Raw genomic sequence first — 21,540 nt, forward strand, 5'->3', positions numbered from 1 at the left:
ATATATTTTACTTTTATTCTACGCTTGTTTCTAAAGTTAAATCTGTATAGGCATTATCCTCACCTATATTTAAGATTACTTCACATTGACGTAATCTCAATTCAAAGAGCGTTATAGGATCATGATAAACTTCAGGGTTTGATTTCATTTTATGCAGTTTATCTTGTTTTTCTTTTATTTCTAAATGAGTGTTTTTTACAGCTTGTTCCAACGAGCCAAATGGATTTCTAAAGAACATATTAATATCCCGCTCTTGTGTGTTTTCAAATAGCTCAAACTGCAAGAAAAATTTCTTCATAATAGAAGCCGTTACATCGGTATAATCTTCATTTTCTAAATACTGTTTGTATTTGTTATATAGCATAGCTTTATTTTTAGGAAGAACTCCAAATAATTTACCGGCACTTTTCAGTAAAAATTGTGCTGGCGTAAATCGGCGTAAAATATTTACTTCTTCCATTTGTATTCTAGTTGTCATTCTATCAGTATCTCTTCGCCAGTCATCAATTACTTTAAAGTCACATTCTAACTGTATTCGATTTTCTCCAAATAAAGAATTAAGTCCTTCACTGGTTTCTGCTAAGTACAATTGACTTTGAAGGAGCTCGTTATTAGAAGTCGCAATCCAAATTTGCATCGAGCGAGCAAGATTAGGTAATACAGTTTGTTCTAGATATTGTTGCACCCTTTCATTCATCGCTGTATTTAGTTCAATATCAATGTGCCCAAAATCACTTTCTTCACTAATTAAATCGGAACAACTCTGCAATAATTTCGGAATATGTTCTGTAAGATCATTAGTAATTTCGTTTTTCATTGTACGATATGTTTCTGTAATTAAATGAATTTTTTCCTTCTCAAAAGCAGTAAGGTTATTAATACAAGCATTTAGTTTAACTAACATATCTTCATTCCAATTAATAGAATCCACTAGATTATTTTCCCTCTCGACGCGTTTATCCAAAAGATATGTAATTGTTTTTCGAATGAAAAACAATAGCTTTTCAGTACGTTCTGCATCGATATTTTTATGGTTAAAGTTAAAATGAATAAACTCAGTTAAATCGTTTAGTTGTTTACTATTTGTATATAACGAAGAATAAGGGAAAACTCTTGCATTAGGGAAATATGTATTTATTCTCACTTGCGTATCTTGTATAACTCTTTTTGCTTCTGCTTCATTGTAAATGTTATCGATTTTATTTAATAAGAAATGAACTTGTAGATTTGGTGTATGTTCTTGGATACTTAATAGAATGTCACGTTCTTTGTCAGTAAAAGGTGAATCCGTATTCAATACGAATAATAATTCATCTACAGAGTTTAAATATTCAAACACCTCATCTCTCGCATCATTGTTCCTATTAAAGCTAGGTGTAACAACGAATGTAAGTTTATTTTTACTTAAAAACCTGCATGGTAATTTAAATTCAACACACGCTCTATCTCTATATGTTTGACGATGCACTGCCATCATGTTATGGAAATCAGAGAAATTCTCAGTTGTTGTAATTTCCGAATCTGTTATAGCGTTAATTTCTGTATAAGCGTCATTTTTAAAAACAACTACATTTGAGATTGAGTTTTCTAATATATTTTCTCCTAAAATAGAGTTAATAAATGAAGCTTTTCCGTTCCCTGAAGTTCCAGTTACTAATAGGCGATTTGTTCTTAAATCTGCAAGCTCACCAACTAACCAGCTAAATCGGTTACCCATTTCTAAATCATGTTCTTGTGCCCAGTGTGTAATAGATTCAAAAAGATGTAAACTATACTCTAAGCCATTCACATGATTAATAGAATATGACAGTAGGTCTTCTGCATCTTTTATATCCGCTGAATCTATTTTAGAAGGAAAAATCTCATCCCATGCCAATACTGCTGCAGATGGAAATACAGCATGAGATGGATTGACTACCTTTAACCAATTTGTTAACAGGTTTGGAATGATATCGTGTAATTGTCTAAGCATATATTGACCTTGAATTAATTCAAAGTATGTTTCTTCGTAAAGAGAAGAAATTTCGTCCCATATATCGGACGAATGTATTTCGATATGTATGAAAAATTCATTTATTGTGTTGAGCCATAATAAGTAATTTTGTTCATCTTTATAGCTGTGCCAAAGTGATGAAACAATTTGCGTAAATTGTACTTGATCTACATTATTTAATGTAACTAATACTTTATAAAAATAGTCTGGTGAAATATTTTTAGTAAATCCTTTATCGATATATTCTTTTAGAACCTCAAACCACGGATAAGATTCTGTTCGAATTAACTCGTTCACAGCAAGCTCTACTGCACTATCAAAATCTTGCTGTTCTTCATAAAAGGAACGTGCAATTGTTGTGACGTTTGGATAATCGGGATTTAAAGAAACCGCTTCTTTTATAACAGCGAAAGCTGAATCAAAATTATTTTGCTCGATATAAAGAGACAGTAATTGCAGTACAATTTCGGTCATCAGTATTTTGTTATCAGTATTAATAGAAGTATACACGTTTTCAGCAACTGATAATTGGTTAAGTTCGAAGTAAGCATCCGCAATATTTTTTTGTGCCCATGGCGCTAATTCATTACTAACTTTCTCCCATTTAAAAATAGCTGCTTCAAAATCTTGATGGTGATAATAAAATTCACCTTGTGCAAAACGAATATAAGATCCATCAGAAATCTTATTTTTTTCTTCGTTTACATAAGCTTCTCCAAGTACTTGAAGAGGTGGGTGTGTTTCATTCTCCATTAGGAATGTTTCATAATACATCTTTTTTATTAATTGTTTTTCTAATCTCATCTTTTCCCCCACTATATCTCGAAAATACATTTTTTGAGATATGTCAATACTTTTTTGTATGTATGCTTTTTATCTTAACAAAGAATTCCTTTTGAAAAATTTCATTTTCCTTTCATTTTTCAAGTAAGATTGAATTTTTATGAGAAAAGTTTCAGTTTTTTTTCAATTCCCTTTCAGTTGTGAAACAACATTAAATGTTCCTAATAACCTAATAACACTATAATATTCCACATTATATTATCAGGAAAACTATATATATATTACATTATAAAAACAATCTATAACGAATATATATGCAAGATTCCCTTCGCTAATAAATAAAAGAAATCATTATAATATATTTCTCACATTGTTTTCCTTTGAAATATTTCAGTAGTTACGTAATTAAATTCCATTAACCTATATAAATAACTAGTCCAAAAAAAATCTATATGCATATCATGTTATAGTAAAGAATTCAGGAAATCCTAAAAAGGAGGCATTTTCATGTTTGAAGATAAATCTAAAATAAATTACCCATATGAATTTACTGAAACTACAACAGTCCCTCTAAAAAACCCCATCAATAAAACTTTCAAAAACGGCTCTGGTACACATAACTTCCCAATTAAAAAGCATTATAAAGAGCAGGTTTTATATACTGAAAAAATTAATAATAATAAAAATAAATAACCGTATAGATCCTTATAACAATTAACCAAATAAGAATCAATATTTGGCCATGCATAGTTATGTGTTTAATAATGTAGAAATCCTTATTATACAATTTACGTACCTTTAAAAAGTGCTGATATACGGCGCTTTTTTATACATAGATAATAGAAGCACAAAAAAGGTATGGATATTTTCCACACCTTTTTTGTGCTTTGCTATTTATAAATGGAGTAGTACGTCCATGTTTATTTTACCTAATAGCACTTTAATGGGCCTTCTAGAAGAAATAAAAGCTAGTTTAATGAAAAAATAAGTTTCTTAGCCAATGCCCCTGCCCCTACCAGCAGAATTTTACTGGTAGGAGTCATTGGATTGAATATATATAATACCTTGAATATTTTGCGTCTATTTTTTCTTAAGGGGTATTTATTCGGGTTACTTATTAGATTATCAATTATATTCCTTCCGATTCCTACTTTTTATAGGTCATTATTGCTCTATTATATATATTTGAAAATTTACTAAGCGTTGTTTCAAAGCTACTTAGTTTTCATAAAATATTTTTTGTTTCCGTTGGAACGGATAGGCTTTAATCTCATCTGTATCTAAATTTTCATGAAATAAATGAATGGCTATAATTTGTCTACAATCGTAAGTATGATAATAATATGTTCCGGACTCCATACACATTACGCTTGTATAAATGGTATTATCTAATGCACCTTCTTCTGTTATTACTCCGCCTTTAGGAACCTCGCAATTTGATAAGATATGAAAAAGGGCCGATACTCCCTCTTCTTCACTATCTATACCTTGAATGTTTTGTTTGCCATATGCTGCTCGCACAAACCTTGATGGCGGGGTGAAATCCCCTGGAAGTCCCATTGAACCTGAGCCCTGACCAAAAGCACTTAATGGTACATTACTCCACTCTGTTGGCGCGAATGGCTGCGATTTAAGGCCAATATATTGTCTTAAATTTTGTAAATGCCAACTAAACTCCGGACTATTCGTCATCACTCCTAGTGGGTTGTCATACATTTTTAATCCTTCATTTGTTGGCTCCAGTACAATGCAATCTCCCCATTTATCCGCTAAAATCCAATGGAGTGGCGGCGTAAGTCCTAAATCCGGTAATGGTATATCCAAAAAGGTAATGCTATCTACAGATTTCTTTAACTCTTTGACAGAATTGAATTGTGTGAGACTCCAAGTCACAAAATCAAATGGAGCCAAATTCGTTTTGTTATTATCTATACTTTTACTATAAGTAGCGAATCCTGGAAAATAGAGTGTTGCACATGTCATACCTGCTTCATTTACTCCGTCCGCCATAATGACCCTTCCTTGATGATTAATCCCCATTCCGACCGTAGCATGTTTCGTATTAATGATTTCACCAGTTATATTATTCCACTGGTAATGTCGAGGAATGATTATTACTTCTTGATTCAAATCTAATGTAAAATCCATCGTTCTTGCAAAAAGGTGCTGACCGTTTTTTGTCTGTAATGTCAAACTAGTACACATAAAGAACACCCCATTTTATGGTTTTATATACACTTTACATAATTCTGATAAATCTGTAAATTAAAACCCCTTTCCTTACAAAAAAAATGAGGAAGCACATATAAATTACAAATAGGTTATCTCTAGTTTATAAATGAATTTTTAAAATATAGTTGCAAAAGAATTATATTAAAAAGGAGCGACTTGTTACTATCGCTCCTTTTTATTTCTCTCAATATTTTATTAAAATAACTGTAGAGAACATTGCTATTACATATTTATTTTAACACATATAAATAATACTAGGCACTTTCAAACCGTTTCAAATAACTAGGAACGAACTTTTTCTCTTTGGACATTAATCCTACATAACCCTCTTAAACATCTTCTCCAACTCATAAGTAGAATGATGCACCAGAATCGGTCTTCCATGCGGACATGTGTATGGATTTGTTGTTGTACGTAGTTCTTCGAGTAAAGCGAATATTTGATCGTTCGTTAAATATTGATTTGCTTTAATTGAAGCTTTACAGCTCATCATAATCGCTGCTTCTTCGCGTAGTTTTTTTATGTCTACTTTTTTCAGTTTTACGACTTGCTCCATCATTTCATCAATGATTTCTGTTTCTTGTCCTTTTGGGAACCACGTTGGATGCGAACGGACAATAAAGGATTGATGGCCGAATTGCTCTAAAAATAGTCCGACTTTTTTTAGTTCTTCCAGCTGCTCTTCGACACGTAAAAATTCAGTAAGAGATAAGTCAATACGGTACGGTACAAGTAGTTCTTGTACTTCTTGCGCTACTCTTCCTACTTTATCACGGAAATATTCATAATTGATACGTTCCTGCGCTGCGTGCTGATCAATCATATATAACCCATTATCATTTTGAGCGAAAATATATGTTCCGTGCATCTGTCCAATTGGATAAAGCGGCGGTAAGTCATTACCGTTCATTTCAATCTCTTCTATCTCCCCGACTTCTTCTTCCAATTCCTCTAATTCAAAATCGTCATCGTTGCTAGTCCATTCCTTTTCCTCCCGAACCGTTTCCGGCTTAGAGGATGGCTGCCAGCTTTGCTCTTCTCTTACGAGTGACTGTGGTGGTTGCCATTCTTGCTTCGGCGGTTGCCACAGTTGTGCTGGTTGTTTTACAGTCGTTGTTTCTTCTTGTTTCTCATCCATTCCTGTTGGTAAAACGATGTTAGGCATAGATGATTCTCTCGGTTTTGTATGCTCAAACTTAAACTGTTCTTGCACACTTTCATCTTTTTCTTTTTTCTTCGTTGTTACACCAGCATCTGGAATGAGTTGTATTTTTTTGAATGCCGATTGCAATGTTTCTTCGATAAGCTTTAGCAATTCTTGTTCTTTACTAAAGCGTACTTCTAATTTTGCTGGATGTACGTTGACATCAACAAGCATTGGATCCATTTCAATTGATAAGAAGCCGATTGGGTATCTTCCGATTGGCAATAACGTATGATATCCTTGCTGAATTGCTTTCATTAATACAAAATTTCGAACGTAACGGCCATTTACAATCGTTGACATATAGTTACGCGACGCTCTCGTTACTTCTGGTAATGTTACATAACCTTTAATTGTAAAGTCTAGAGACTCAGCTTCAATCGGAATAAGCTTCTTCGCAACTTGAATGCTGTAAATCGATGCAAGTACTTGTCTTACATCACCGTTTCCTGATGTATGAAGCAATTTCTTTTCATTATGAAACAGTTTTAACGATACTTCTGGATGTGACATTGCAATACGATACACGATATCTGTAATGTTCCCAAGCTCTGTATGAATCGTTTTCATATATTTAAGGCGCGCTGGTGTATTAAAAAATAAGTTTTGTACAGTAATATCTGTTCCTTTTCGGCTTGCCGTTTTCTCTTGTTTTATAATGTCTCCACCTTTAATACTAAGGTGTGTACCAGGCGCATCACCTGTGCTCGTAATTAACTCTAATTCACTCACTGAGGCAATACTCGGCAGGGCCTCTCCGCGGAAACCGAGCGTTCTTATACGAAATAAATCATTTTCATCTTTAATTTTACTCGTTGCGTGTCGTTCAAATGCAACGATACAATCTTCTTCAGCAATACCATCTCCATTATCGATGATGCGAATCTTCGATAATCCAGCTTCTTCTAAGTGGATTTCAATAGATGTACTATTCGCATCGATGGAATTTTCCACGAGTTCTTTTACAACTGAGGCAGGGCGCTCTACTACTTCCCCTGCCGCAATTAAGTTAGAGAGTTGATCATCGAGTTTGCGAATTTTCCCCATCTACTTACTCATCCTTTCTTTAACTTTTTCTGTAAACGATACAGTTCATTCATCGCTTCTAAAGGCGTCATATCGAGTAAATCAATCTTTTTAATTTGTGCAAGTACTGCCGTTTCTTTTGCATCTAGAACTGACTTGTCTTGTTTTTTCGAAGACTGTTCTCCACCAAAGAATGATAATTGCGATTCTTCCTCAGTCTCTACTTTCGTCTCTTGTATTTCTGCTGGTTCTTCTTTTACAACAACTGGTTCTGGAGCGACTTCCGGCACTTTCACTTCTACTCGTTTCGGAATAACAATTTCTTCCTGTCCTTCTAGTTGTGCTAACACTTCTTTCGCGCGAGCGATTAAGCTCTCTGGAAGCTCGGCAAGTTGAGCAACGTGAATTCCGTAACTTTTATCAGCCGCTCCACCTTGAATTTTATGAAGGAAAACTACTTTTCCATTCTCTTCAATTGCTGAAACATGTACATTCTTTAGTTGGTCTAAACTTTCTTCTAACACTGTTAATTCATGATAATGTGTAGAGAATAATGTTTTCGCACCAATTTGGTCATGAATATGTTCAATGATTGCTTGCGCAAGTGCCATACCATCATACGTAGATGTACCGCGTCCAATTTCATCGAATAAAATTAAACTTCTCTCTGATGCATTTGCAATTGCATTTTTCGCTTCTAACATTTCAACCATAAATGTACTTTGACCTGAGATTAAATCATCCGCTGCACCAATTCTCGTAAAGATTTGATCGAAGACAGGTAATACTGCTTCTGTCGCTGGTACAAAACAACCAATTTGTGACATAACAGTAACAAGTGCTAATTGTCTCATATACGTACTTTTACCAGACATGTTCGGTCCTGTAATTAAAAAGACATCCATCTTCTCCGGCATAATACAATCATTCGGTACATACAATTTCCCGTTCAATACTTTTTCAACGACAGGATGACGACCATCTTTAATAAAGATTTCGCGCTTATTTGTTAAAACAGGTTTTACAAACTGCTCTTCTTCACTAACTGTCGCAAAGCTTTGCAGTACGTCTAGTTCACTAATTACTTTCGCTAAATGCTGTAATTTCGGAATGAATACTTTGACTTCTTCGCGAAGCGCTGTAAATAAATCGTATTCTAATTGTACAATTTTCTCTTCTGCTTCTAAGATTAATGTTTCTTTTTCTTTTAATTCATCTGTTATGAAACGTTCAGCATTAGCAAGCGTTTGTTTACGCTCATAGCGCCCTTCTGGAAGTGCTGCAAGATTAGCCTTCGTCACTTCAATATAGTAGCCGAAAATACGGTTGTACCCGATTTTTAACGATTTAACTCCTGTAATATCACGCTCTCGTTTTTCAAGCTCAGCGATCCACGTTTTCCCGTTTTTACTAACGTAACGATATTGATCAAGCTTGTCATTATAACCGTCTTTAATAATATCTCCATCTTTAATAGAAAGCGGTGGGTTTTCTTGAATACTTCTTCCTAGTAATTCAGTTAAGCTCTCACATGGATCCGCACCTTGAATTAACCTTGCTGCATAAGCATTATCTAACAGACTAATCGCTTCTAAAATAGCTGGTACTTGCAGTAAAGAACGTCTTAATTGTAATAAGTCCCGTGCATTTACATTACCAAATGCAACTTTCCCTGCTAAACGCTCTAAATCATATACTTCTTTTAACTTTTCTTTTAAATCTTCACGTAAGAAGTAATCATTTACAAACGTTTCAACCATTTCTAAACGCTCTTCAACTTTTTCTTTCTGGATAAGTGGACGTTCCATCCACTGTTTTAACATACGCCCACCCATAGCCGTTTTTGTTTTGTCTAATAGCCATAATAATGAGCCTGTCTTTTCCTTCGTGCGAAGAGTCTCTGTTAACTCTAAATTGCGTTTTGAATGCACATCAATTTTCATAAATTGATTCGTGTAATAAATTTCTACTGGTTGCAAGTGATCTAACGAACGTTTTTGTGTTCTTATCACATAGTTAAATAAGCGTCCAATTGCTTTAATTAATTTTGCTTGGGAAACACTTTTCACAAGATGTTCTAATCCTTCTGGAATAGTTGTTGTATCTTCATACGAAATCGTCATTTTTAATGTTTCAGTTAACTTATTTAATTCATCTTTTGAAAATGTAGAATCTACAACAATTTCTTTTGAACCAGTCGCATACACTTCTAATAAAATATCTTCTACTGAACCAGTTAATAACGTCACTGTATTTTGTCCAGTCGTTAAGTCATTACAAGCTAGCGCATAAGATCCATCTTCGAAATGTGTTAATGCTGCTAAGAAGTTATTCTCCTTCTCGTCTATTGTACGCCCTTCCATCATCGTTCCTGGCGTAATTAGTTGTACTACTTCACGACGTACTACACCTTTAGCTGTTTTTGGGTCTTCCACTTGCTCACAAACAGCTACTTTATATCCTTTTTCAACAAGTTGTTCAATATAATTTTTAGCTGCATGATGCGGTACACCACACATCGGTATACGTTCACTACTACCACCATCTCGGCTCGTTAATGTAATTTCAAGTTCATGAGCTGCTTTAACCGCATCTTCAAAGAACATTTCATAAAAATCACCTAATCGGAAAAATAAAAAGGCATCTTGATAGTCTGCCTTAACCTTTAAGTATTGCTGTATCATAGGCGTATATTGCGTCATGTCTTTCCTCCATAATTCTTACATAATAATCTATATTCATATATGTCACACTTCACGGACATCCATATCTCCTATTCCAGGAGTCTTTCCTCATTATAGCACATTTCATAAGGAATCATGTTCATGCAGAACCACTTATGTACTGTAAAAAGCTAGGAAGAACTTCTCCCTAGCTTTCTCTTACTCTTCTTCTGCATCGACGATAAAGTTCGGATCTAATTCTTCAAACTCATCATCATCGACTTGGAAATCCTCGTCTGATTCTACGCAACCTTCAGGATTTACACTTACACAAATTTTCGTTTCCCCAACTACTTCTGTTACAAATTCACGTTCTACCGTCACAACAATTTTATTACCATTTGGCGATACAAGAGCTTCTAAACAATTTGGCGGCTGAATTACACGAGCGATAATTTCTAAATCGTCACCAGAGAAGTTTTTATCACGATACCCAATACTTACTTCATCATTGTAGTTAACACGTTCTGTTACAACTTCAGTCTTTGTGTTTCCATCAAATGAATACCAAGTGTTTACATCATAGAAACCTTCAATTTCCACATGTTTTCCATTCTTTCTCGCTTCGTACGAATGGTTAATTACCCAGCACCCTAAAATACTTGTTGGCTCATTATTCGATTCACATGTATGCGTTGACTTTGTATACTTACGTCCTTTTCCAACCACTGCTTTTGTAATAATCTCTCTAAATTCGGACATTCGTAACCCTCCTCAATCACTATTCACTTAATCATATGCGTGACAATAGCGGAATGTGTCATTCTTTTTTTTGAGAAGAATTTCCGATATAACCCACTAAAAAAAAGAGATGTCAATAAGACATCTCTTTAACAACCACAATTTCCTTTTTTACTTTCTACTGCTGCACCAGTTTCACCCTTCAACACATCGCCGCCAGTTGAAACTAATATTTCATCTGTTACATTGTTAGAAATGGTACTAGCAACTAGCTGTAGTAAGTCATTTACATACGTTTGTGAAGATTTAAACTCCTGTACAACTGGGATATTATCTAACTTATCTTGAAGTGCATCAATTTCAGCTTCTACTTTTTTCAAAGCTTCCCATTTCCCATAATGTTGCAAATTTACTGCTTGTTTTTGCAAAGCTTTTATTTCATCAATTGCTCGCTTTACATTTTCATTTTTATGAATTTGTGCTTCTGCTCGCTTAAAGAAATCGACTTCTTCTGTTTCAGAGATCATTTTCGCTAATTCTTTCGCTTGCTCAACAATTTCATCTTTCGTATATACTTTCATCTATTATTTCACCTCAATCGGCTCCTTAACCAATTCCCCGTTAAGAGACCAAGTTTTTGCTTCCGTTATTTTTACTTTCACAAGCTGACCAATTAAAGATTTTGAAGCAACAAAGTTTACAAGTTTATTCGTACGTGTATATCCCGCAAGTACTTCAGGATTATTCTTACTTTCTCCCTCAACTAATACTTCTACAATTTGACCTATATAACGCTTATTCTTATTAACTGCATATTCATTCACTAGTGTATTTAAGCGTTGCAATCGCTCTTTCTTCACTTCCATCGGAACATTATCTTGCATTTTTGCAGCTGGTGTACCTTCACGCGGAGAATAAATAAATGTAAATGCCGTATCAAATCCTACTTCACGATATAACGACATCGTCTCTTCAAACTGCTCATCCGTTTCATTTGGGAAACCAACGATAATATCAGTCGTTAGCACTGCATTCGGAATGGCTTCTTTAATTTTTCGTACAAGCTCTAAATAGTGTTCTCGCGAATATTTACGCGCCATAATTTTGAGCATATCTGTACTACCAGATTGAACCGGTAAGTGGATATGTTCTACTAGGTTACCACCTTTTCCAAGAACATCAATTAAATGATCATCAAAATCACGTGGATGACTCGTTGTAAAACGAATACGCGCGATATCGATTTTACGAAGTTCATCCATTAAATCGCCAAGACCATATTGTATATCTTCAAAGTCTTTACCGTATGCGTTTACGTTTTGTCCAAGTAACGTAATTTCTCTATAACCGTTCGCAGCTAGATGGCGAATTTCTTTAATAATATCTTCTGGACGTCTGCTACGCTCTTTTCCGCGTGTATACGGTACAATACAATATGTACAAAACTTATCACAGCCATACATAATATTTACCCAAGCTTTAATATCACCACGACGTACTTTCGGAAGGTTTTCAATTACATCCCCTTCTTTTGACCAAACTTCAACTACCGTCTCTTTTGAGAACATTGCGTCCTTTAAGATATACGGTAATCTATGAATATTGTGTGTACCAAACACCATATCTACATGCTGATTTTTTTGCATAATTTTATTTACAACAGATTCCTCTTGAGACATACAACCACATACACCAATTATAAGATCCGGATTTCTTCGCTTTAATGATTTTAAATGACCAAGTTCACCGAACACTTTATTTTCAGCATTTTCACGAATTGCACAAGTATTTAATAAAATCACATCTGCCTCTTCAGTTGAAAAGGTTGGCTCATATCCAAGTGTTGTAAAAATCCCAGCCATTACTTCTGTATCATGCTCATTCATTTGACAGCCATATGTACGAATGTAAAACTTTCTTCCTGCGCCAAAATCGCGAAACTCTTTAGGTAGGCCAAAATCTCTTTCAATTTTAACTTCTTCTTTCCCACGCTTTTTCGCCAATTTCAAGGAAGGTGGTTGGTATACACTTTCAAAGTATTTACTATAATCTTTCTCTTCTTTTTTCGTAGAGGAATTTGCTTGTCGACTTGCTAATCGTTGTTGCTCGTTCATCGGTAATCTCCTTTCACCCTTAACTATACACACACTCTGTAGTCCATTTTAATGCGCTTAGACCCATCTCAATGATGTTAGATAGCATGAGAGATAACTTGCCCTTTGAAACTTGAGTAATCGATCTAATCATCCGTAAGAATGAAGTCTTCCCCACACAAATAGACATTCCCTTTTTTTATTTCATCTTGTCCTACCCAAAAGTATATTGCTTTATCCCTATACACATTATCATAGTATAGAGCCTTTAGCCAACTTTAACGAAGAAGGCTTCTTATCCTATATTTCATTTCACAGTTATTGAACATGCTATTTTTATACAACGATTTATATATTATTTTATCATTCTGAATTTTCTAAGTAAACAAATCTATTAATTATTTTTATTCACTCAAAAAGAAGGTTACCAAGCGGCAACCTTCTCTCCGATCATTACATAAATTCAGCAACAAGCTCATCAAACATTTTCTGATCCATATTCAAATCAGCTTGCACTAAAGGTTTTTCACTATAGTCTTTTACAAGCTCTTGGTAAGAAGGCTGCTTTGTGTTTTGATAAATTAAACCTGTTACTAACCCGTTCTTTTCCATTAATGTTTGCATAGCCATCATGCGGTTAGATGGATCATATCCTTCTACTGTACTTAGTTTCGTTAAATTCTCTTTAAACCAATCATAAGTATTTACTTTATTATAAGTAACGCATGGACTAAATACATTAATTAATGAAAAGCCTTTATGGTTAATACCAGCTTCAATAATTTGCGTTAATTCTTTTAAATCACTTGAAAAGCTTTGCGCCACAAATGTCGCACCAGCTGTTAAAGCCATTTCCATAACATTTAGTGATGGTTCAATTGAACCTTGTGGTGTACTTTTCGTTTTAAATCCAGCTTCACTACGTGGTGAAGTTTGACCTTTTGTTAATCCGTAAATTTGGTTATCCATTACGATGTACGTAATATCAATGTTACGACGAATAGAATGGATTGTATGTCCCATACCAATCGCAAAACCATCACCGTCACCACCGGATGCAATAACTGTTAAATCACGATTTGCCATTTTCACACCTTGTGCAATCGGAAGGGCACGTCCGTGAATACTATGCAAACCATATGAATTAATATACCCTGAAATACGACCGGAACAGCCGATACCAGAAATAACAGCTAGCTCATCTGGATTTAAACCAACGTTAGCTGCCGCACGCTGAATCGCAGCCTGCACCGAGAAATCTCCGCAACCTGGGCACCAGTTTGGTTTTACGCTGTTACGAAAGTCCTTAAATGTTGCCATTTAATACAACCCCTTTTTTACATTCGTTGTAAATCTCTTTCGGCAAGAATGGATTTCCATCGTATTTTAAAAGACTAGAAATTTTCTCACCATTGCCAAGATTCATTTTCATAATGTTAGCAAGCTGACCAGTTGCATTGTTTTCTACTACTACAACACGCTTCGCTTTTTTCACAAGTGGATCGATTTCAGCTGTTGGGAACGGATGAATTAAACGTACATGGGCATGGTTTACTTTCATTCCTTCTTGTTCTAAACGCTGCATTGCCTCTTCGATCGCACCACGAGTTGAGTTAAAGCCTACTAACAATACGTCTGCGTCATCATGCTTAGCATTTTTGTAAATAGGGGTATTAAACTGTAAATTCGCCATTTTACGGAAACGTTTGTCCATTTGATCTTTACGATTTAACGCTGATTCAGATGGTTTACCCGTTTCATCATGTTCTACACCTGTAACATGGTGAATACCATTTTTCATACCAGGTAAAACACGTGGTGAAATTCCATCTTCTGTTACTTCATAACGCTTGAAGTATGCTTTATTTTCACGTTCTGGTAATTCTACTTCTAAATCAAGCTTACCACGACGAATTTCCACTTTATCTAACTTAAGTGGTTCTACTGTTTGCTTTCCTAAAGAAAGCTGTAAATCTGTTAAGAAAATAACAGGCACTTGATATTCTTCTGCTAAGTTAAACGCTTCTACAATATCATAGAAAGCTTCTTCAACTGTACTTGGCGCCATTACGATTTTTGGAATTTCACCATGTGTTCCGTAAATCATAGCCATTAAGTCAGACTGCTCTTGTTTTGTTGGTAAGCCCGTACTTGGACCACCGCGTTGTGTATCAATGATAACTAGCGGTGTTTCAGTAATACCTGCTAAACCAATTGCTTCCATCATTAAAGAAAGACCAGGACCAGCAGATGCTGTTAATGTACGAACACCAGCGTAGTTTGCACCGATCGCCATTGTACAAGCTGCGATTTCATCCTCAGTTTGGATTACTGTTCCGCCGACTTTCGGTAACTTTTTAATTAAATATTCCATAATTTCAGATGCAGGTGTGATTGGATATGCAGACATAAAGCGAGCGCCACCAGTTACCGCACCAAATGCGATTGCGTCGTTTCCAATCATAAACATGCGTTTCTTACCGTCAGCTTTTTCAAGCTGCATCATGTTTACTTTCTCACCAAGCAATTCTTTCATGTATTGAGAGCCGCGTTTAATTGCTTCCATATTCTTTTGAACGACTTGCTCTCCTTTACGACCAAAGATTTCTTCAACAACCTCTAAATAAGCTGTTTCGTCTAATCCTAATACCGCACTAGATGCCCCAACAGCAACCATATTTTTCATTAAAGATGTGCCTAATTCTGAAGCAATATCTGTAAACGGTATCACATATAGATTTACATCTGTATTATCAGGTATTGTCGGATTAAATTTCGCATCCGCAACTACAATTCCGCCCGGACGTAGTTCGTGGAAGTTAAAATCAATTGTTTCTTGATCAAAAGCAATTAAAATATCTAAATCATCTGAGATCGCGCGTACTTCTGTTGTACTTACACGAATTTTATTATTTGTATGGCCGCCTTTAATACGTGATGAGAAGTGGCGGTAACCGTATAGGTAATATCCTAATCGGTTTAATGCAATACAGAAGATTTCCCCTGTACTTTCAATTCCTTCACCTTGTTGGCCTCCAACTTTCCATGAAAGTTGACTAATCATCTCCTACACCCCTTTTGGCTGCATTCATTGTAGTGTATTTTTTTACAGTATTAGTTTAGCATTTTTTATGCAAATAAACTACAATGGACGCAAATTATGCCTCTTCTGTTTTCCCTGAATCTTTAGTATAATGCTATTTCGTTTACCATTCTAGTATTAGGTCTTAAAAAAATCAATAAATTCAAGTGAATTTATTTTAATTCTTCTGAATTTTTAAAACATATTCTTTAGAACGTTATACAGTCAACAAAATTTTTATACAAAAATCGCTCTACAGTTGATTCATTATACTTTTTACACAGTTGATTAATTATATTTTCATAATCCCTATATACTTCTACACCTACAACAGTTTCTAAAATCCCATCAAAATCAGAACCGAATCCTATATTTTTTTCTCCACCTAATGAACAAATATATTCCACATGCCTTAATATATCTGCTATATTCGCTTGTCTTTCATTCGTTAAAAACTGCGGTACGAAAGTAATACCAATAATGCTATTTTTCTTTATAAGGGCTCTTATTTGTTCATCGGTTAAATTGCGTGGATGCCCACAAAGTTGATAACAGTTTGAATGAGATGCAATTGGGTTTTTAGCAATTTCAATAACATCCCAAAAGCTTCTTTCATTTAAGTGAGACACATCGGTCCATAAATGTAACGTATTAAGTTCTTGTACAACTTGTCTACCAAATGTAGTTAAACCTGCTCCACGTGCCTCTAGCGCTCCATCAGCTAACAGATTGGCATAGTTCCATGTCAATCCAAAGGAACGTACACCTAAGCGATAAAACAAACGTAATTTCATCTCTTCTTTTCCAATTGCTTCGCATCCTTCTAATGTTAATAATGCTCCAATCTCGTCCTGTTTTAGCATGTTAATATCGTTTTTTGTCTGAATAAACTTCATTCCTGGTAGCGATAGAATTTCATTATGAAAAATATCTATCATTTGCAGCGCAACTTCAAAACGCTTTTCATACGCTACTGTTTCTGGTATATATATAGCAAAGCATTGTATACTTCCTTTTCTTTTCATTAATTGTTCAAATGTAATATGTAATTGTGAATCGTTTTGAAAGTCTTTTTTTCCCTTTGCACTCCATAACTGAAAGAGTACATCGCAATGTGCATCAAAAATTTTCATTTTCATTCCTCCATTACAAAAACAACCTGTTTGCATACATGCAAACAGGTTGTTTCAACTTAACGAGGTTCTACAATTAATTTTATCGCTGTACGCTCTTCACCATCAATCATAATATCTGTAAACGCTGGGATACAAATCAAGTCCAAACCGCTAGGCGCTACAAATCCTCTTGCAATTGCTACTGCCTTTACCGCTTGGTTCAATGCACCTGCACCAATAGCTTGAATTTCTGCTGTTCCGCGTTCGCGAATAACACCTGCAAGTGCACCAGCTACAGAATTAGGGACCGACGTTGCTTTAACTTTTAATATTTCCATTCCGCGTTTCCTCCTCGTTTCTATAAAAAGTAATAGCAATTATTTCACTTTAACTTATATTCACGAGGAATGGCACGTATTCCTGCTAAATTTCTGTAATTTTTCTAAAAAATTAAAATATAACGAATTCTCTAACTTTTCGTTAAAAATCAGTCAAAAAATGGCTGGTCATCATTAATTAAAATGCGCTCAATTTTCTTTGCTTTCCCTGTATTAGGATCCACATCAATTAACACTGCACTTAATTGTGTTCTACCATTCGTCACTTCAAAACGCACTGGTAAGTTCGTTAAAAACTTCTTCAATACCGCTTCGCGATCCATACCTAAAATCCCATCATATGGGCCTGTCATACCAACATCTGTAATATAAGCTGTTCCGCTTGGTAAAATACGATTATCAGCTGTAGGAACGTGTGTATGTGTACCTACTACCGCTGTAGCACGACCGTCTACATACCAACCTAACGCCTGCTTCTCACTTGTTGTTTCAGCATGAAAATCAACAAAGATAATGTTTGTACGTTTTTTTGCAATACTGATTAACTCATCCACTTTACGGAATGGACAATCAATTGGAGGAAGGAAAGTACGTCCTTGTAAGTTAATAACTGCAACTTCTGTTCCATTACAATTTACAAAGATAAGCCCTTTTCCCGGCGTTCCTTCTGGGAAGTTAGCTGGTCTTGCAAGATATTTTGCATCATCGATAAATTCAAATACTTCACGGTTATCCCAAGCGTGGTTTCCAAGCGTAACCGCTTGTGCCCCGCACTCTAAAAAGTTTCGATATATTTTTTCCGTAATTCCACGTCCACCCGCAGCATTTTCTCCATTAATAATTGTTACTGTCGGTGTATATTTCTTCTTTAATGCCGGTACGTACTGTTGAATCATGTCTCTACCAGGAGATCCTACTACATCCCCAACAAATAATATTCTCATATGTCTTACCCTTTCTATGTACTACATTTTTTATTACCATACTATAACCTTAAAGCTATTTCCTTACAACAGTTACAATTTATCTATTATAAGTTTCTTTCACTTGCATACTGCTCATAAATAATTTTCTTTATTTTACCCAATTCCAACACAAAAAAATAAAGTGGTGTTTCACCACTTTATTTTGCGTATTCCACTGCACGTGTTTCACGAATAACAGTTACTTTAATATGTCCTGGATAATCCAGTTCATTTTCAATACGTTTTCGAATATCACGAGCTAAACGATGAGCTTCTAAATCATCAATTGTATCTGGTTTTACCAGAATACGAACTTCACGTCCTGCTTGAATTGCGAAAGATTTTTCTACGCCTTCATAAGACTCTGAAATTTCTTCTAACTTTTCAAGACGACGAATGTAATTCTCAAGCGTTTCACTACGAGCTCCCGGTCTTGCAGCTGATAATGCATCTGCTGCAGCAACTAGAACTGCAATGATAGAAGTTGGTTCTGTGTCACCATGGTGAGATGCGATACTGTTTATTACAACAGGATGCTCTTTATATTTCGTTGCGAGTTCAACACCAATTTCAACGTGGCTACCTTCTACTTCATGATCGATTGCTTTTCCGATATCATGTAATAGACCAGCACGTCTTGCTAGTTTTTCATCCTCACCAAGCTCCGCTGCCATAAGTCCAGTTAAGTATGCAACTTCCATAGAGTGTTTTAAGACGTTTTGTCCGTAACTTGTACGGTATTTTAAACGACCTAAAATTTTAATTAAATCTGGATGTAAGCCATGAACACCCACTTCAAACGTTGTTTGCTCTCCGACTTCACGAATATACTCGTCCACTTCACGTCTTGATTTTTCGACCATCTCTTCAATACGCGCTGGGTGAATACGTCCGTCCTGTACTAGTTTATCAAGAGCGATACGAGCTGTTTCACGACGAATCGGGTCAAATCCAGATAGAATTACAGCTTCTGGTGTATCATCGATAATAAGGTCAATACCTGTTAACGTTTCTAACGTACGAATGTTACGACCTTCACGTCCGATAATACGTCCCTTCATTTCGTCATTTGGAAGATTTACAACCGAAACGGTTGTTTCAGCAACATGATCAGCTGCACATCTTTGCATTGCAAGAGATAAAATCTCTTTTGCCTTCTTATCCGCTTCTTCTTTCGCGCGAACTTCACTTTCTTTTACCATAACGGCAATTTCATGAGAAACTTCACTTTCCACTTTACCAAGAATAATTGCTTTCGCTTGTTCGCGGGTCAGATTGGAAATGCGCTCTAATTCTGTTTGTTGCTTTTGAACTAACTCTCCCACTTTGCTTTCCAACTCTTCAATCTGTTGTTGTTTCGCTACAAGAGATTCCTCTTTCTTTTCTAACTGTCGCTCGCGGTTATCGAGCGTTTCGTCTTTACGATCAAGGTTCTCTTCTTTTTGCATTAAACGATTTTCTTGTTTTTGTAATTCGCTTCTACGGTCACGAATTTCTAATTCAGCTTCTGTACGAAGTGTATGAATTTCATCCTTTGCTTCTAAAAGCGCTTCTTTCTTAAGTGCTTCAGCATCACGATTCGCTTCGTCTAGAATACGTTTTGCTTCATTAGCTGCACCATTAATCTTCGCTTCAGCAATAGACTTTCGAACAAAAAAGCCAACAACTGCACCGACTGTTGCAAGCAAAATGGAGATGAGTATCCAAACTGTACTACTACTCATGATTTCACCTCCCCTTGCTATGAATGAAAAAAGACTGTCGGCATGTACATTGAATTACAACGTACAGCAAAGACCGTCGTCCCGCTTTTTTAAGGGACTTTCTTCATTTCACAATTAAAATGTCATATTATTATTTCGGCAAGATTTAAGTCTTACTCCGAATATTACTTCTCTTCTTGAGAAGAGTATATCGTATATAAGAAAAAATATACATTCTCATTGTATCTATCGCAATTTTCATTGTCAAGCGTTGTCTACTTTTACTTTCTTTACCTTAAGCCCTGAATCTTATATGGATTTAAAAAACAGACAGCATATTATCCTGGAAAACCTTAGAAAATCCCAATTCATTCACTTAAAATATATGAATATTCCCCTTTACACATAGCCTTTTGGATAGAATAAATATTTTATCTCCAGCTATATATAACGCTTTCATAGTGGATTAAAAAATAAAAGACACGGGACCGTGTCTTTTATTTTTTAATCTTGACGAGTTGAATCTTCCGTGTCTTCAACACCAGAGTTTTCACCAATTCCGTGATGTTCACGAACAAAGAAGGCAATTTCTTCTCTTAAATCCGTATTCTCTTTTAAGAATTGCTTCGAATTTTCACGACCTTGTCCTAAGCGTTCTTCATTATAAGAGTACCAAGCACCGCTCTTTTGAACGATATCAAGTTCAGAAGCCATATCTAAGATTTCACCTTCTCTTGAAATACCTTCTCCGTACATAATATCAACTTCAGCAACACGGAATGGCGGTGCTACTTTATTTTTAACTACTTTTACTTTCGTTTTATTACCAACAATATCGTTACCTTGCTTTAACTGCTCAGCACGACGTACTTCAAGACGGACAGTTGAATAGAATTTCAACGCACGACCACCTGGAGTTGTTTCTGGGTTCCCGAACATAACCCCAACTTTTTCACGAATTTGGTTGATAAAGATTGCGATTGTTTTTGATTTGTTGATTGCACCTGAAAGTTTACGAAGTGCTTGTGACATTAAACGTGCTTGTAAACCAACGTGAGAGTCACCCATGTCCCCTTCGATCTCAGCTTTCGGTACAAGAGCTGCCACAGAGTCAATTACGATAATATCAACCGCTCCACTTCGTACAAGTGCTTCTGCGATTTCTAGTCCTTGCTCCCCTGTATCAGGCTGTGATAATAGTAATTCATCTATGTTAACACCTAATTTTTGTGCATATACAGGATCCATTGCATGCTCCGCATCAATGAACGCTGCTTGTCCACCTTGACGCTGTACTTCCGCGATTGCGTGTAATGAAACTGTTGTTTTACCTGAACTTTCAGGTCCATAAATTTCAATAACACGGCCACGTGGGTATCCGCCTACCCCTAGTGCCACATCAAGTGCTAAAGAACCACTTGAAATTGTAGAAATTCTACGCTCCGCTTGTTCTCCTAATTTCATAATTGAACCTTTACCGAATTGCTTCTCTATTTGTTTTAACGCCATATCTAATGCCGCTTGACGATCACTCATTCAAAATTCCTCCTTAACTAAATTGCTAATCTTATTATACCTATTTTCAATTCAATTTGCCAACAA

15 protein-coding genes are annotated in these 21,540 nt (G+C 35.6%); 1 reads left to right on the top strand and 14 read right to left on the bottom strand.

Features of this window, described 5'->3' with window-relative positions:
* Positions 1-13: 13 nt before the first annotated feature.
* The gene (locus NSQ08_RS17145; RefSeq protein WP_340777245.1) at positions 14-2,797 is read right to left on the bottom strand and encodes a dynamin family protein; all 2,784 of its coding nucleotides are present in this window, start codon (positions 2,795-2,797) and stop codon (positions 14-16) included.
* 486 nt (positions 2,798-3,283) lie between these two features.
* On the opposite strand from NSQ08_RS17145, the gene NSQ08_RS17150 reads away from it, so the two are divergent.
* Positions 3,284-3,469, top strand: a complete 186-nt coding sequence (locus NSQ08_RS17150) for a hypothetical protein (RefSeq protein WP_000461142.1) — start codon at positions 3,284-3,286, stop codon at positions 3,467-3,469.
* Positions 3,470-3,994: 525 nt separating this feature from the next.
* On the opposite strand, the gene NSQ08_RS17155 is transcribed toward NSQ08_RS17150, so the two are convergent.
* From NSQ08_RS17155 to recA, 13 genes are all read right to left on the bottom strand, one after another.
* Entirely contained in the window at positions 3,995-4,981 is a 987-nt protein-coding gene (locus NSQ08_RS17155; RefSeq protein ID WP_002185086.1) for a choloylglycine hydrolase family protein, read from the bottom strand.
* A gap of 343 nt (positions 4,982-5,324) precedes the next feature.
* Positions 5,325-7,259, bottom strand: a complete 1,935-nt coding sequence (mutL, locus tag NSQ08_RS17160) for a DNA mismatch repair endonuclease MutL (RefSeq protein ID WP_340777249.1) — start codon at positions 7,257-7,259, stop codon at positions 5,325-5,327.
* 8 nt (positions 7,260-7,267) lie between these two features.
* Positions 7,268-9,940: a DNA mismatch repair protein MutS gene (gene mutS / locus NSQ08_RS17165; protein WP_340777251.1), complete on the bottom strand. Its 2,673-nt coding sequence runs from the start codon at positions 9,938-9,940 to the stop codon at positions 7,268-7,270.
* Between the two features lie 180 nt (positions 9,941-10,120).
* Entirely contained in the window at positions 10,121-10,663 is a 543-nt protein-coding gene (gene cotE / locus NSQ08_RS17170; RefSeq protein ID WP_002014610.1) for an outer spore coat protein CotE, read from the bottom strand.
* 128 nt (positions 10,664-10,791) lie between these two features.
* Positions 10,792-11,223, bottom strand: a complete 432-nt coding sequence (locus NSQ08_RS17175; RefSeq protein ID WP_002033698.1) for a RicAFT regulatory complex protein RicA family protein — start codon at positions 11,221-11,223, stop codon at positions 10,792-10,794.
* 3 nt (positions 11,224-11,226) lie between these two features.
* Positions 11,227-12,756, bottom strand: a complete 1,530-nt coding sequence (gene miaB, locus NSQ08_RS17180; RefSeq protein WP_340777257.1) for a tRNA (N6-isopentenyl adenosine(37)-C2)-methylthiotransferase MiaB — start codon at positions 12,754-12,756, stop codon at positions 11,227-11,229.
* 432 nt (positions 12,757-13,188) lie between these two features.
* Entirely contained in the window at positions 13,189-14,055 is an 867-nt protein-coding gene (locus NSQ08_RS17185; RefSeq protein WP_002088040.1) for a 2-oxoacid:ferredoxin oxidoreductase subunit beta, read from the bottom strand.
* Positions 14,042-15,799: a 2-oxoacid:acceptor oxidoreductase subunit alpha gene (locus NSQ08_RS17190; protein WP_002014603.1), complete on the bottom strand. Its 1,758-nt coding sequence runs from the start codon at positions 15,797-15,799 to the stop codon at positions 14,042-14,044. Before NSQ08_RS17190 ends, NSQ08_RS17185 begins: the two co-directional genes overlap by 14 nt.
* 227 nt (positions 15,800-16,026) lie before the next feature.
* The gene (locus tag NSQ08_RS17195) at positions 16,027-16,950 is read right to left on the bottom strand and encodes a dipeptidase (protein ID WP_012261534.1); all 924 of its coding nucleotides are present in this window, start codon (positions 16,948-16,950) and stop codon (positions 16,027-16,029) included.
* 59 nt (positions 16,951-17,009) lie between these two features.
* Entirely contained in the window at positions 17,010-17,270 is a 261-nt protein-coding gene (spoVS, locus tag NSQ08_RS17200; protein WP_000404341.1) for a stage V sporulation protein SpoVS, read from the bottom strand.
* A gap of 149 nt (positions 17,271-17,419) precedes the next feature.
* A complete protein-coding gene (locus NSQ08_RS17205; protein ID WP_002014601.1) occupies positions 17,420-18,214 on the bottom strand; it encodes a TIGR00282 family metallophosphoesterase in 795 nt (264 codons plus the stop codon).
* 179 nt (positions 18,215-18,393) lie between these two features.
* Positions 18,394-19,959 (bottom strand): ribonuclease Y, encoded by a 1,566-nt coding sequence (gene rny, locus NSQ08_RS17210; protein ID WP_002014600.1) that lies wholly within the window; start codon positions 19,957-19,959, stop codon positions 18,394-18,396.
* Positions 19,960-20,442: 483 nt separating this feature from the next.
* Positions 20,443-21,474, bottom strand: a complete 1,032-nt coding sequence (gene recA / locus NSQ08_RS17215; RefSeq protein ID WP_002014599.1) for a recombinase RecA — start codon at positions 21,472-21,474, stop codon at positions 20,443-20,445.
* Positions 21,475-21,540 lie beyond the last annotated feature (66 nt).

Origin of the sequence: Bacillus sp. FSL E2-8887, assembly GCF_038007205.1 — a bacterium.
Classification (GTDB): domain Bacteria; phylum Bacillota; class Bacilli; order Bacillales; family Bacillaceae_G; genus Bacillus_A; species Bacillus_A mycoides.

What these genes read in the sequence shown, in the direction of transcription:
- NSQ08_RS17145 (WP_340777245.1), bottom strand. Translation starts at nt 2,797, where the DNA reads ATGAGATTAGAAAAACAATTAATAAAAAAGATGTATTATGAAACATTC.
- NSQ08_RS17150 (WP_000461142.1), top strand. Translation starts at nt 3,284, where the DNA reads ATGTTTGAAGATAAATCTAAAATAAATTACCCATATGAATTTACTGAA.
- NSQ08_RS17155 (WP_002185086.1), bottom strand. Translation starts at nt 4,981, where the DNA reads ATGTGTACTAGTTTGACATTACAGACAAAAAACGGTCAGCACCTTTTT.
- mutL (WP_340777249.1), bottom strand. Translation starts at nt 7,259, where the DNA reads ATGGGGAAAATTCGCAAACTCGATGATCAACTCTCTAACTTAATTGCG.
- mutS (WP_340777251.1), bottom strand. Translation starts at nt 9,940, where the DNA reads ATGACGCAATATACGCCTATGATACAGCAATACTTAAAGGTTAAGGCA.
- cotE (WP_002014610.1), bottom strand. Translation starts at nt 10,663, where the DNA reads ATGTCCGAATTTAGAGAGATTATTACAAAAGCAGTGGTTGGAAAAGGA.
- NSQ08_RS17175 (WP_002033698.1), bottom strand. Translation starts at nt 11,223, where the DNA reads ATGAAAGTATATACGAAAGATGAAATTGTTGAGCAAGCGAAAGAATTA.
- miaB (WP_340777257.1), bottom strand. Translation starts at nt 12,756, where the DNA reads ATGAACGAGCAACAACGATTAGCAAGTCGACAAGCAAATTCCTCTACG.
- NSQ08_RS17185 (WP_002088040.1), bottom strand. Translation starts at nt 14,055, where the DNA reads ATGGCAACATTTAAGGACTTTCGTAACAGCGTAAAACCAAACTGGTGC.
- NSQ08_RS17190 (WP_002014603.1), bottom strand. Translation starts at nt 15,799, where the DNA reads ATGATTAGTCAACTTTCATGGAAAGTTGGAGGCCAACAAGGTGAAGGA.
- NSQ08_RS17195 (WP_012261534.1), bottom strand. Translation starts at nt 16,950, where the DNA reads ATGAAAATTTTTGATGCACATTGCGATGTACTCTTTCAGTTATGGAGT.
- spoVS (WP_000404341.1), bottom strand. Translation starts at nt 17,270, where the DNA reads ATGGAAATATTAAAAGTTAAAGCAACGTCGGTCCCTAATTCTGTAGCT.
- NSQ08_RS17205 (WP_002014601.1), bottom strand. Translation starts at nt 18,214, where the DNA reads ATGAGAATATTATTTGTTGGGGATGTAGTAGGATCTCCTGGTAGAGAC.
- rny (WP_002014600.1), bottom strand. Translation starts at nt 19,959, where the DNA reads ATGAGTAGTAGTACAGTTTGGATACTCATCTCCATTTTGCTTGCAACA.
- recA (WP_002014599.1), bottom strand. Translation starts at nt 21,474, where the DNA reads ATGAGTGATCGTCAAGCGGCATTAGATATGGCGTTAAAACAAATAGAG.